The 12,629-nt window shown below is 38.9% G+C and carries 12 protein-coding genes; 2 read left to right on the forward strand and 10 right to left on the reverse strand.

What is annotated here, in order from left to right; translation table 11 throughout:
- Window positions 1–6: 6 nt before the first annotated feature.
- From ACPF64_RS14680 to ACPF64_RS14695, 4 genes are all read right to left on the reverse strand, one after another.
- Entirely contained in the window at window positions 7–1,101 is a 1,095-nt protein-coding gene (locus ACPF64_RS14680; RefSeq protein ID WP_426454174.1) for an alpha/beta fold hydrolase, read from the reverse strand.
- Window positions 1,102–1,120: 19 nt separating this feature from the next.
- Window positions 1,121–1,837, reverse strand: coding sequence for an SGNH/GDSL hydrolase family protein (locus ACPF64_RS14685; RefSeq protein WP_003652064.1), 717 nt, complete (start codon window positions 1,835–1,837; stop codon window positions 1,121–1,123).
- A 41-nt stretch (window positions 1,838–1,878) separates the two neighbouring features.
- Window positions 1,879–2,286: a nuclear transport factor 2 family protein gene (locus ACPF64_RS14690; protein ID WP_426454176.1), complete on the reverse strand. Its 408-nt coding sequence runs from the start codon at window positions 2,284–2,286 to the stop codon at window positions 1,879–1,881.
- Window positions 2,287–2,356: 70 nt separating this feature from the next.
- On the reverse strand, window positions 2,357–4,381 hold the full coding sequence (locus tag ACPF64_RS14695) for an FAD-dependent oxidoreductase (RefSeq protein ID WP_426454178.1): 2,025 nt from the start codon (window positions 4,379–4,381) through the stop codon (window positions 2,357–2,359).
- Window positions 4,382–4,515: 134 nt separating this feature from the next.
- Between ACPF64_RS14695 and ACPF64_RS14700 the strand changes: the two genes are divergently transcribed.
- On the forward strand, window positions 4,516–5,076 hold the full coding sequence (locus ACPF64_RS14700; protein WP_426454180.1) for a PadR family transcriptional regulator: 561 nt from the start codon (window positions 4,516–4,518) through the stop codon (window positions 5,074–5,076).
- A gap of 2 nt (window positions 5,077–5,078) precedes the next feature.
- On the forward strand, window positions 5,079–5,996 hold the full coding sequence (locus tag ACPF64_RS14705; protein ID WP_426454182.1) for an alpha/beta fold hydrolase: 918 nt from the start codon (window positions 5,079–5,081) through the stop codon (window positions 5,994–5,996).
- Window positions 5,997–6,043: 47 nt separating this feature from the next.
- On the opposite strand, the gene ACPF64_RS14710 is transcribed toward ACPF64_RS14705, so the two are convergent.
- The 6 genes from ACPF64_RS14710 to argC all read right to left on the reverse strand — a co-directional run bounded on the left by ACPF64_RS14710 (window position 6,044) and on the right by argC (window position 12,489).
- Entirely contained in the window at window positions 6,044–7,099 is a 1,056-nt protein-coding gene (locus ACPF64_RS14710) for a 3-deoxy-7-phosphoheptulonate synthase (RefSeq protein ID WP_426454184.1), read from the reverse strand.
- 425 nt (window positions 7,100–7,524) lie between these two features.
- Window positions 7,525–7,887 carry a YnfA family protein gene (locus tag ACPF64_RS14715; protein ID WP_003652074.1) on the reverse strand — a complete coding sequence of 121 codons (363 nt, stop codon included), beginning with the start codon at window positions 7,885–7,887 and terminating at the stop codon, window positions 7,525–7,527.
- A 3-nt stretch (window positions 7,888–7,890) separates the two neighbouring features.
- The gene (gene clpA / locus ACPF64_RS14720) at window positions 7,891–10,167 is read right to left on the reverse strand and encodes an ATP-dependent Clp protease ATP-binding subunit ClpA (protein WP_003652076.1); all 2,277 of its coding nucleotides are present in this window, start codon (window positions 10,165–10,167) and stop codon (window positions 7,891–7,893) included.
- Window positions 10,168–10,176: 9 nt separating this feature from the next.
- Window positions 10,177–10,590 carry an ATP-dependent Clp protease adapter ClpS gene (gene clpS / locus ACPF64_RS14725; protein WP_002121129.1) on the reverse strand — a complete coding sequence of 138 codons (414 nt, stop codon included), beginning with the start codon at window positions 10,588–10,590 and terminating at the stop codon, window positions 10,177–10,179.
- A gap of 9 nt (window positions 10,591–10,599) precedes the next feature.
- On the reverse strand, window positions 10,600–11,358 hold the full coding sequence (locus ACPF64_RS14730) for a DUF6776 family protein (protein WP_080027243.1): 759 nt from the start codon (window positions 11,356–11,358) through the stop codon (window positions 10,600–10,602).
- A gap of 75 nt (window positions 11,359–11,433) precedes the next feature.
- On the reverse strand, window positions 11,434–12,489 hold the full coding sequence (gene argC, locus ACPF64_RS14735; protein WP_017388248.1) for an N-acetyl-gamma-glutamyl-phosphate reductase: 1,056 nt from the start codon (window positions 12,487–12,489) through the stop codon (window positions 11,434–11,436).
- Window positions 12,490–12,629: the final 140 nt, after the last annotated feature.

Below are 12,629 nucleotides of genomic sequence, written 5' to 3' on the forward strand. Positions count from 1 at the left end.
ACACCGTCATTGTTTATGATTAACCATAAAATAATTCGACATTAATTTCGCAGCCCAAGAGGTACTTTTCCAACCTTCGTAAAAGCCACAATGACTTCCCTTTTTAGTGGTTACAACTGCAATATTACTCATTTGCTGGATCGTTTCTTTGTAAGGTTCTAAATTTTTAATAGAACATACTGGATCATCTTCAGCATTAAGAATCATTAATGGAATTTTGACATTTTCAAATACATAAATTGGATTAATTGCCTGACAATAACTTTGATAATCCTGAAAGCCAGCCATTTCAAAGTATTCTTTTTCAAACTCTTCGAGACTAGTCGTTGCAAGAACTTTTTCTAAAGAAGAAATCTGGTTCCAAGTACTTTGATAAGGGTGAATAAAATATTTGAATAACTTTTTGGTCATCATTTTGCTATAGAACGGATGAACATTTTTAAAGCCAATCTCAGTGTTATAGCCGGGACACATTGCAAAAGCAGCTTTAAATGGTGTGTCAGTGCCTTGCTCTCCCAAATAACGAACCAGCAATCCTGTGCCTGCCGAAGAACCCACTGCATACAAATCTGATTCAGGAAACAAATTTTGAATATGCGTAAGCTGCTCTTTAAGATCACTTGTTGATCCGAAAAGAGAAATCTGTGGTACAGGCATTGGTAAACCAGCATGCCCACGGCGTAAGCATAGTGCTATTCTCCACCCCGTATAGTGATGTAAATCTTTCACCAGTTCACGCATACTTTCAGGTGTACCTGTAATGGTATGCATGATGACAACTGTAGGAGTAGATTTTGGAAGATTATAGCCATACCATGCGATCGCAGTTACACCACCATCTTTCATGGTGAGCTGATCAATACGGTCATATTCAAGCTTGATGGTTTTTTTTCTAATAATATCGAAATATAAAAGATGAACATGATTGTTACTTAACCATGGCGTAGGACGATATTTTTGCTTAAGTTGGGGCAATTTATCCAAAACATCTTTAATTTTCCCTTGCGGGTCATAATAGACTTTTGGCTGTTCAGCACCTAGTACCGAATCAAAAAATTCTGAACCGAAAGCTTTAATTTTATTTAAAGTAGATATGCCCATATCCAATCACGACCTCTGATTATGAGTTAAATGATTGCCGCACTAATGCTGCAACCTGCTGCCCCCAAATTGCATAAATTTCTTTGCTTGGATGAAAACCATCACTTGCCATAGGTAAGTTCATCGCTTGAAAACTTTCAATATCATATTGAATGAATCTAAATTGGTTTTGTGATTCTAACCATTTATATAATGCCTGATTCATTTGCTCCGCATATTTTCCAAATAACCAAGCCAATGGATTCGGCAAAGCTGGAAAATGTTGCATTGGCGGCACACCAGATACGATAATGAGTTTAGGTTGAAAACGCGTCTGTATTTGCTGAAATAATTGCTTTTGTTGTTTTAACCATAGATTTGCTGAGGTTAGTTTTGTCACATCATTAACACCAATAGATGTGACTACAACATCATAATTTTGCTGCTCTAAATGCTGTAGAGCTTGAAAAACCTGCTTGGTTGTATCGCCTGTTTTTGCATGAAGTTTCCAGCATAAAGAATACTCATCTTGCAACTCAGAAATAATTGCGCCAGATAAAGCATCTTTTTGTGTTTCAACTCCAACACCTGCCGCTGCAGAATCACCTAAAATAAGCAATGACAAAGGTCTTCCGTGTCCGCACAGACCTTCACGCTCGCCAATGGCCTCTAATAGACGTGGTGTATTCTTACGAACCTTTGCCCCTTGTATAAATAATACAGGCAATAAGACTAATGTTGAAAGTTTTAACCACATTCTAATGACCTCAATAATATTACTTAGGCTATTTGCTGAAATTATTGCGGTTGAAACTTGGTGATTCTTTCACCCATTTGTTCAGCTAGTGCAGCTAACCCACTCATTGGACGAATCATTACCTCAAAATCAATAATTTTGCCTTGCTCATTAAAACGTATCATATCAATACCTTTTAATGACTTGCCGCTTACATTTGCACTGAACTCGAGTACCACATTTTCGCCATCTTCCGTATAAAACTCACGATGATAAGTAAAGTCTTGGAATACCTGAATAACATTGCTCAGAATGAAGAAAACGACTTGCCTTCCTTCATAAGGTTTATGGGCAACAGGAGAACGGAAAACGACTTCATCTGCCAGCAAATCATTTAGATTGGACAAGTTACCTGCCTGAATCATGTGATGCCATTTTTCTAAAGACTGTTTTGTTGTTTCAAGTGCCATTATTATTTTTCCTTTAATTTACTTAATGAAATTATGGGCATTTCCTTTTCAAAGAAATGCCCATATAGATTTATAGTGTCGCTGCTAGCTCAGCACCTTGTCGTATAGCGCGTTTTGCATCTAGCTCTCCGGCTTCTTTAGCTCCACCAATTAAATGAACATTTTTTCCGTCTTCTTTTAATTGCTCATACATTGCAGTGAAAGATTCTTGGCCCGCACAAATCACCACATGATCAACTTCAAGTACACTCGGTTTTCCATCTACTGTTATATGAAGACCTTGATCATCAACTTTGTCGTATTGAACCCCGGCAAGCATTTTGACTTGACGATTTTTCAGACCTGTACGGTGAATCCAGCCAGTAGTTTTACCTAAACCAGCCCCTACAGCAGCAGCTTTACGTTGCAGTAAATAAATTTCTCGTTCCGAATCTTCAACTTTTGGCTGTTTTAACCCGCCAACATGCTCATATTGAGTATCAATTCCCCATTCAGCATAGAACTTTTCTGGGTTTAAGCTACCACTTTCACCTTCATGAGTAAGATATTCCGCCGTATCAAAACCAATACCACCCGCCCCAATAATCGCTACACGCTGCCCCACAGGCACACGTTCTCTTAGAACTTGTAAGTAGCTCAATACTTTAGGATGATCAATTCCATCAAATTGTAATTGACGAGGAGTTACACCTGTTGCAATCACAATTTCATCAAAATTTGCTTGGCTCAATTCTTCATAAGTTGCTTTATGATTTAATACAAGCTCAATATTAGGTCGCAATTCAATTTGACGGCCAAAGTAGCGTAAGGTTTCGTAAAACTCTTCTTTTCCAGGAACAGTCTTTGCAATATTAAACTGACCACCAATTTGATGACTTGCCTCAAAAACTTTGACTTTATGCCCGCGATCAGCCGCATATACTGCAAAACTTAAACCTGCCGGACCCGCACCAATAACAGCAATATTCTTTTGAACCTGTGCTTCTTTAAAGATAAGTTCAGTTTCATAACATGCGCGAGGATTCACTAAACACGTTGCGATTTTCATTGAAAAAATATGATCTAAACACGCTTGGTTACACCCAATACATGTATTAATTTCATCGCTACGACCTTGGCTTGCTTTTAAAACAAACTCAGCATCAGCTAACATTGGACGCGCCATGGACACCATATCGGCATGACCTGAAGCCAACACGTGCTCAGCCATTTCTGGGGTATTAATTCGGTTGGAAGTAATCAAAGGAATAGATACTTCACCTTTGAGTTTTTCAGTGACCCACGTAAATGCAGCACGAGGTACTTTCGTTGCAATGGTTGGAATACGTGCTTCATGCCAACCAATGCCTGTATTAATAATAGTTGCGCCTGCTTTTTCAATTTCTTTTGCAAGCTGAATTACTTCATCAAAACTTGAACCACCTTCCACTAAATCAAGCATCGATAGACGATAAATAATAATAAAATTTTCACCAACCAAAGCACGCGTACGTTTTACAATCTCGATGGGAAAACGAATACGGTTTTCGTAACTACCGCCCCATTCATCATCACGGTGGTTAGTACGAGCAGCAATAAACTCATTAATTAAATAACCTTCAGAGCCCATGATTTCCACACCATCATAACCTGCATACTGAGCAAGTTTGGCGCAGTTTGCAAAGTCATCAATGGTCTGTTGTACTTCGGCAGAACTTAAAGCTTTAGGCTTAATCGGGTTAATTGGTGCTTGAATTGCTGAAGGTGCAACGTTATTTGCCTGATAAGAATAACGCCCAGTATGTAAAATCTGCATAGCGATTTTACCGCCAGCTTCATGCACAGCTTGGGTAATCACTTTATGTTTCTCAGCTTCTTCAACTGTATCGAGCTTGGTACCGTGGCTAAATACAACACCATCATCATTTGGAGAAACACCGCCAGTTACGATCAATCCAACATCACCTTTTGCGCGCTCAGCATAAAATGCTGCCATACGCTCATATCCCTGCGGTGCTTCTTCTAACCCAATATGCATAGACCCCATAAGCACACGGTTTTTTAAAGTAGTAAAGCCTAAATCAAGTGGCTTCAATAAATGTGGATAAGCTGACATATTTTCTCCTTTGGCTAGCAATTAGCTTGCTAATGCAACTTGTTGCATTAATTTATAATCAAATTTTGACTTTTATGCAACATGTTGCATAATCTCATCAGTCACACTTTACTTTTGCTTACAAACGGATTGCCATGTCACTTCCTCATGTTTTATTGACCAGCTTGCTTGAACGACCAAGCACAGGGTTCGAACTTGCCCGCCGCTTTGACCGTTCAATGGGCTTTTTCTGGAATGCCACACACCAGCAAATTTATCGTGAACTCAACAACATGTTCAAAAAAGGTTGGGTTTCAACGTTAGAAAATGAAATGGAAAATAGTCGAAAAAAGACCTATCAAGTTGAACAACTAGGACGTATTGAGCTAGCTTCATGGATGACGCAACAAAGTGAACCTGCTCAGCTTCGTGATGACTTGATGGTTAGATTGCGTGCTGAAGCACAATTGAGCAATAATCAGATATTACCTGAGCTGTTACGACACCTTGGTCTACATCAGGAAAAGCTGAAACTTTATCAAAGTATTTATGACAAAGATTTTAAAGACAGCAATGATCTAAATGACCGTGTGTTATACATCCATAAAATGATCTTAGAACTTGGAATTACGATGGAAAGTGAATGGATCAAATGGTTGGAACAAATCATCCCTCAATTAAAACGCTTTGCCCAACATAGCGTATCCGGAGAATAGCCATGCCATATTACACCATGCCCGATCGGGAAAATTTATTTGTACGTCGTGTTGGTCGTGGTGAACCAGTTTTGGTTTTATCTGGTCTTGGTATGCAAAGTTGGCAATGGCTACCTTTTATTTATACAAACCGTAAAGATTATGAGTTTATTATTCCAGATTGGCGTGGGTTTGGCGGTTCAAAAAATTGTGCAATCCCTGAGCAAGATGCAATATCAAGTCATTGGCAAGACGTCGCTCATTTAATAGAACAATTAAAACTCGATAATTTTATCTTGATGGGTTATTCGATGGGCGCCACGACGGCCATGCACGGTATGAAACATGCTCATCTCGCACAGCAACTAAAAGCTTATTTACATATCGACCAAACACCCAAAATATCTGTAGATTCAACATGGGAATATGGTTTATTTGGTTCTCATCATACTCAGTTCAAACAATTACTAAATGATATCTATCAATTATTATCAAAGCACAAAAATGCCAAATATCTTTATGAATTATCACTTCCAGATCGACAAGAATTGGTTCGCCTTTGGGTAGATTTTATTGATTTGCAAAGTAGCAATCCATTTAGTCCTTTAGTTTTTAAAACAGCGCTAAAACAACCGTTTCTACAAAAATATTTATTACCTATTCAGCGTTTAGATTATTTATTTTGGTATGTGGAAAATTATCTTTATCACAATGAAGATTATCGTGAAGCTATCCAGCAATTAGAGTGCCCAACCACTTTCTTTATTGGTCGTAATTCGACGCTTTATCCAGAAACTGGGCAGACACTTATTGCACAGAGTGTCGAGCATGCAAAAGCAATATATTTTGAGCGCTCAGGCCACACACCATTATTGACCGAGCCGAAAAAATTTGGCTATGAAATCACAACATTTTTATCAGAATTAAAACATGCTTCTTAAAAAATAAAGGGATCTGTTCGCAGATCCCTTTTTAAATGTGTAAGTCATTAAGCTGAATGAGCTAACTCTTTTGCTTTTAATTGCTCTGAAACACTTAACAAAAGTCGCTCTGTTTTTTCCCATCCCAAGCAACCATCAGTTACTGACTGCCCATAAGTCATATCACAAGAAATCTTTTGGCTACCATCAACCAAATGACTTTCAATCATGACACCCTTTACTTGTGTTTTTAAACGTTCAGCAACGATTTGCTGTAAAACTTCTGGCTGACGTAACGGATCTTTACTGCTATTACCATGACTACAGTCAATCACTAATGCAGGAAGATTTTGTTTGTGTTTTTCTCGTATCGCCTGAATTGAAACTAAATCATAATTTGGCCCATGATTCGCTCCGCGCAAAATCAAGTGTGGTAAGGGATTACCAGCACTCTGAATCACTGAAGGTAAGCCTTGTTGATTCATTCCTAAAAATTGATGTTCATTTTGTGCTGACTGAATCGCATCTAAGGCAATCTGAATTGAACCATCCGTACCATTCTTGAAACCAATACTGTATGGCATGTGGCTTGAAATTTCACGATGAATTTGAGACTCACTTGTACGAGCGCCAATTGCACCCCAAGCCAATAAATCATCAAAATAACCAGTTGCCATTGGACTTAAAATTTCACTCGCAATTGGCAAACCCTTTTCAATAATTTGTAAGTAAAGTTCGCGAGACTTTTCTAAGCCAAGTTGTAAATTTGATGAACCATCTAAATTTGGATCATACATGAAACCCTTCCAACCCACAGTTGTACGTGGTTTTTCAATGTATGCACGCATCACGATAAAAATTTGATCTTTTACTTTTTCTTGTAATTTTTGCAATCTTTCAGCGTATTCAAGTACTGCAACCGGATCATGAATGGAACAAGGCCCTGTAATTACCATTAACCGATGATCTTTGCCGATAAGAATATTTTGAATAGTTTGACGATGTTCGGCAATTTGACGCACGAAAGAGTGTGCAAGCGGATATTTTGCTTTTAACTGGACAGGTAAACTAACTGGAGTTTCTTTTGTATTGCTTTGTGTCAATAAAGTATTTAGGGCATTCATTGGTTTTTCCTTGGGACTGCAATCTATTCAGTCCGATCATTTATTTGAGCGTTTTGGATCTATTCGTTGGTAAAGGCAAGCAAAAGTAAAACCAATAAAAGTTGCTAAAGTATGAATAAGTCATGTTGTTCATTTTAAGTTCCTCGATTCAAAAAAGATAAAGCATAAAAAAACCTGATCGGGGTTGCCGATCAGGTATTAACTGTGATGGGCAACTTTCTCATGCCCGAATACGCTCAGGCAACTATCTAAATTGCCAAAAATAATAATATGCGTTAGTGTTCACAGATAGATTTAACATCTTTATCTCAAATATAAAAAAATGTTCCTTAAATCTAAAATACGCATTGTTGAGGGCTTTGACAAGTCTTTTTTTTGAAAAAAACTTCTTATTTTCACGCTTAAGATTTGATTCACTCATTGTCTTAACGAATCAGCCCTTGAGGTTGTAATATAATTAAGCCAGCTCCACAAAGCACTATTAGACCACCTAATATATCCCATCTTGTTAATCCGACCTGATCAACAAAGCGCAGCCACATTAACGCAGTAAAAATATAAATACCGCCATATGCAGCATAAATGCGCCCTGAAGCCGCTGGATGTAGGGTCAGTAGCCATACAAAGACAGCCAAGCTTAAAACTGTAGGTAACCACAGCCAAGCCGACTTACCTTCTCTTAAAATCAGATAAGGGAAATAACAACCCAGAATTTCAGCAATTGCTGTAATAATAAATAACCCGAATACACTCAGTATTCGGGTTATAGCAAGACTATCAATTAACATGAGTTATGCTGGTTCTGCCGTATGATGATCTTCAAACACTTCAAGTTTTAAGCCAACAGCTTTGCCATCTTCATTTTTCACTGATACAGCCACATTACCACCATGATCTGCCAGTTCACCAAACAAAATCATTTCAGCTAATGGTTTCTTCAAGTGTTCTTGAATGAGGCGTTGCATTGGACGCGCACCCATCAAGCGGTCATAACCGTTTGTTGCCAACCAATCACGAGCACTTTGATCGACATCAAGTACAACTTGTTTGTCATCTAGTTGCGCTTGTAACTCTGTCAAGAATTTATCAACTACAGACTCAATAACAGTTGTTGGTAATGACTTGAATTGAATAACACTATCTAGACGGTTACGGAACTCTGGTGAGAAAGCACGTTTCATTGCTTCTTGGTTATCAGAACTATGATCTTGTTCAGTAAAACCAATACTCGCGCGAGAAATACTTTCTGCTCCCACATTCGTAGTCAGGACAATAATGACATTTCTAAAGTCTGACTTACGTCCGTTGTTATCCGTTAAAGCACCATGATCCATGATTTGCAGCAAGAGATTGAACACATCAGGATGTGCTTTCTCAATTTCATCTAGCAACAAAACACAGTGCGGGTTCTTATGGATCGCATCAGTTAACAGCCCACCTTGGTCATAACCCACATAACCCGGAGGTGCACCAATCAAACGTGAAACTGCATGACGTTCCATATATTCAGACATATCGAAACGCACCAGCTCCACACCTAACAACTTCGCCAGCTGTTTAGTGACTTCAGTTTTACCCACACCTGTTGGGCCAGCAAAAACAAAACTACCTACTGGCTTATCTGGTGATTTCAATCCAGCACGAGATAACTTGATTGCCGAGCCTAACGCTGTAATCGCTTCATCCTGACCAAACACAACACGTTTTAAATCACGCTCAAGATTTTCAAGCACTGACTTATCATCTTTAGAAACAGTTTTTGGTGGAATACGAGCGATCTTAGAAACGATATCTTCGATATTCTCTACAGTAATCAAGCTATCATCACTTTCAGCTTTCAAACGGCGCTGAGCACCTGCTTCATCAATGACATCAATTGCCTTATCTGGCAAGAAACGATCATTAATGAATTTAGCAGAAAGCTCTACAGCTGATACCAATGCTTTATCGTCATATTGTACGTGGTGAAAATCTTCAAATTTAGATTTTAAGCCACGTAAAATATCAATTGTTTCAGAAATACTTGGCTCATTGACATCAATTTTCTGGAAACGACGTGATAACGCATGGTCTTTTTCAAAAACCTGACGATATTCTTGGAACGTCGTTGAACCGATACAACGCAAAGTACCATTTGCCAAAGCTGGCTTGATGAGATTCGAAGCATCCATTGTGCTGCCCATACTTGAGCCCGCGCCAATGATCATATGAATTTCATCAATGAATAAAATCGCATTTGGATTTTTCTTCAAAGCATTAAGCAATTGTTTTAAACGTTTTTCAAAGTCACCGCGATATTTGGTCCCAGCAACTAATGCACCAATATCTAAACTATAAACTTCAGCCTGACTCAAAGGTTTAGGCGCCTTACCATTCACAATTAACCATGCCAAACCTTCAGCAATCGAGGTTTTACCAACGCCCGGATCACCTACCAGTAATGGATTATTTTTGCGACGGCGGCACAGAATTTGCGCTGTACGCTCAATTTCTTTTTCACGACCAATAAGTGGATCAGTTTTGCCTTTTTGCGCTTCAACATTTAAGTTCAGCGTATAAAGCTCTAATGGCCCTGCATTGCCCGTACTCGTTTCACCCTCAATATCTTCAACTTCTTCTTCAACTTGCACTTCATCTTTACGTGTCCCATGAGACAAGTATTGAGTCAATGTCAATCGATTGATTTGATGACGTTTAAGCAAATACACAGCAAAAGAATCACGCTCTGAATACATTGCGACCAAAACATCCGCACCTTCAACAGTACGATCGCCGCCACTTGATTGCACATGGAAAATAGCACGTTGCAAAATGCGGTCGAAACTTTCTGTTGGATGAGGCGCCTGCTCGCTATTTTCGCCAAGCTTAGGAGTATGTTGTTCTACATATTCTTCTAATTCTTTACGTAAAGAAACTATATCAGCCCCACATGCTTTTAATGCATTCACGGCCGAATCGTTGTCGAGTAGTGCTAATAATAAGTGTTCAACTGTAAGAAACTCATGTCTCTTTTGACGAGCCATGCTAACAGCCAAACGTAATGATACTTCTAATTGACGACTGAGCATGTAACCCCCTTATGCTTTAGGCTCAATCTGGCAAAGTAATGGATGACCTTGCGATCGAGCGTAATTATTAACAAGGTTTGCTTTGGTTTCCGCGATGTCTCTTGGATATACCCCAGCAATACCTTTACCTTCATAGTGTACTGTTAGCATTACTTGAGTTGCTTGGTCAAGATTCATTGCAAAGTATTGTTGTAAAATTTCAATTACAAAGTCCATTGGCGTGTAATCGTCATTCATTAAGACGACTGCATATAACGGCGGACGCTTGAGTTCAGGAGGTGCTGTTTGTACAACAACCTCTCCATCATGATCTTCGTTTTGCGAATCACTTAAGCGTGGATGGAAGTGCCAATCGACATAACCAGACTGCTGAAAAGAAGCCTTGATATCTTTTAAGTTTGTTTGACGCTTATTTGTTCGCATAGGATGTTACTATTGTGAATTTGCTTCAGCTTGAGGAATTTCTGCCACAAAAGCAGAAGATGTTTCGACAGGTTTACCGCGCTGCCAACTAAAACGTTTAATAACTGGTGTATCAGAACCGCCTGTTAAACGTACCTCAATAAATTGAGGTGTAAAACCTTTAGGCATAGTCCAACGACCTGTTAAACGCTCAAAATCAGTAAAGTTAAAGTTTTTAGCTTCAAGTGGTACAACCAAAACTTCTGTATCTTTAATGAGTCTTATCTCAATCGATCCTGAAGCACGGCGCTTGCTTGGGCTCACCTGTACTAAATCCAACTGATATTCATAAGCATTTTCAGGCAGAGGTTTAATCGCCAAATTTTGAATCGTCAAGCTTAGACCACCGCGCTGCCTCAAGATATCACGGTAGATATTACTCATACCTTCTTGCTGCGTTTTATCAGCATTGGCTTGGTTAAGGGCTTCAAACAGATCATTTGCATTTGTTACAGCAACATCACGCTCTTGTACTGCAGCGTTCAGGCTTTTATTAACTGCATCTAAAGCTGTTTTTTGCTTTTGCACCACTTCAACCAATTGCTCTGCATCTGCATCGTAACCTACAACAGTTAGACCTTGACGGTGCCCAATTGTATAGCCGAGCGCAAGACAACCACTCATTAAAATAGCCGCACCAATAAACAAAGGTTTATTGGTATTTAAAAATTTTTTCTTTTGCAACGAACTTTCTGCCGAAGTCGTCTGTCCAGAGTTTTGCATCGTCATCTCAGTGTTTAAGATCAGAGTCAAGACACACATTTAAATCGAAATTTAAATGTGTGTGAAGCAAAAAAGAGTTTTTTATGGTAATAAACCAATCCCTTGTAAGCCTTCATCTTCATCAAAGCCGAACATAAGGTTCATATTTTGTACAGCTTGACCAGATGCACCCTTCACAAGGTTATCTTGTACCGCAAGAATAATAAGCTTATTCGGCTGCGGCTTATATAAAGCAATACGAAGCTCATTCGCACCGCGCACACTACGTGTTTCAGGCGAACTATTAGCAGGCATCACATCAACAAATTTTTCATTTGCATAAAAGTGCTCATACAATGCCTGAATATCCGTTTGTTTTCCAGCTTCTGTCAAATCAACATAAATTGTGCTGAGCATACCGCGAATCATTGGAACTAAATGAGGAACAAACAAGAGCCCTTCAAAACCACCTTTTTGCCCCGCAATATTTTCTAATGCTTCAACAATTTCTGGGTGGTGACGGTGACCCGCAACCCCATAGGCCTTGAAGTTATCAGCATTTTCACTATAGATCATGCCTAAGCTTGCTTTACGGCCTGCTCCTGAAACGCCTGACTTCGCATCAATAATAATATTTTTTGTTTCAATCAATGCTTGCGCTGATTTCAAAAGTGGAGCCAAACCCAATTGAACGGTAGTCGGATAGCAACCAGGGTTACCAATCACTTGCGCCTGTTTAATTTTTTCGCGGTTTAGTTCAGCTAAACCATATACTGAGTTTTCCAGAACGTCTGGGCAAGCATGTTCCATGCCATACCATTTCTCAAACTGCTCAAGATTTTGTAAACGAAAATCAGCAGCCAAATCAATAACTTTAGTGCCAGCCGCAATCAATTCTTTTGCATGTTGCATAGCAACACCGTGAGGAGTTGCAAAAAACACAACATCACACTTTTTTAAATCATCAATATTTAAATCAGAAAATTGAAGATCAGTATGTCCACGTAAATTAGGGAACATATCTGCAACTGGTTTGCCCGCTTCTGTACGTGAAGTAAGAACTCGAACCTGCGCTTTAGGATGTCGTAATAAAATACGTAATAGTTCAACGCCTGTATAACCCGTTCCACCAACAATTCCGACAGAAATCACGTGCATTACCTCAATTTTTGAATCTATACTTGTGCCGTAGTATGACAGGATGTCCAAGCTTACAAAACCATTTCATGCTTGGTAATTTTAATTTTTTTAATTTTAGCGACAATTAGATAGAACTTATTGAACTGTCATAACTAAAC

The organism is Acinetobacter sp. KB005 (assembly GCF_049949095.1).
GTDB lineage: Bacteria > Pseudomonadota > Gammaproteobacteria > Pseudomonadales > Moraxellaceae > Acinetobacter > Acinetobacter calcoaceticus.

Coding starts and splice junctions, on each gene's coding strand:
- ACPF64_RS14680 (WP_426454174.1), bottom strand. CDS start 1,101: ATGGGCATATCTACTTTAAATAAAATTAAAGCTTTCGGTTCAGAATTT.
- ACPF64_RS14685 (WP_003652064.1), bottom strand. CDS start 1,837: ATGTGGTTAAAACTTTCAACATTAGTCTTATTGCCTGTATTATTTATA.
- ACPF64_RS14690 (WP_426454176.1), bottom strand. CDS start 2,286: ATGGCACTTGAAACAACAAAACAGTCTTTAGAAAAATGGCATCACATG.
- ACPF64_RS14695 (WP_426454178.1), bottom strand. CDS start 4,381: ATGTCAGCTTATCCACATTTATTGAAGCCACTTGATTTAGGCTTTACT.
- ACPF64_RS14700 (WP_426454180.1), top strand. CDS start 4,516: ATGTCACTTCCTCATGTTTTATTGACCAGCTTGCTTGAACGACCAAGC.
- ACPF64_RS14705 (WP_426454182.1), top strand. CDS start 5,079: ATGCCATATTACACCATGCCCGATCGGGAAAATTTATTTGTACGTCGT.
- ACPF64_RS14710 (WP_426454184.1), bottom strand. CDS start 7,099: ATGAATGCCCTAAATACTTTATTGACACAAAGCAATACAAAAGAAACT.
- ACPF64_RS14715 (WP_003652074.1), bottom strand. CDS start 7,887: ATGTTAATTGATAGTCTTGCTATAACCCGAATACTGAGTGTATTCGGG.
- clpA (WP_003652076.1), bottom strand. CDS start 10,167: ATGCTCAGTCGTCAATTAGAAGTATCATTACGTTTGGCTGTTAGCATG.
- clpS (WP_002121129.1), bottom strand. CDS start 10,590: ATGCGAACAAATAAGCGTCAAACAAACTTAAAAGATATCAAGGCTTCT.
- ACPF64_RS14730 (WP_080027243.1), bottom strand. CDS start 11,358: ATGACGATGCAAAACTCTGGACAGACGACTTCGGCAGAAAGTTCGTTG.
- argC (WP_017388248.1), bottom strand. CDS start 12,489: ATGCACGTGATTTCTGTCGGAATTGTTGGTGGAACGGGTTATACAGGC.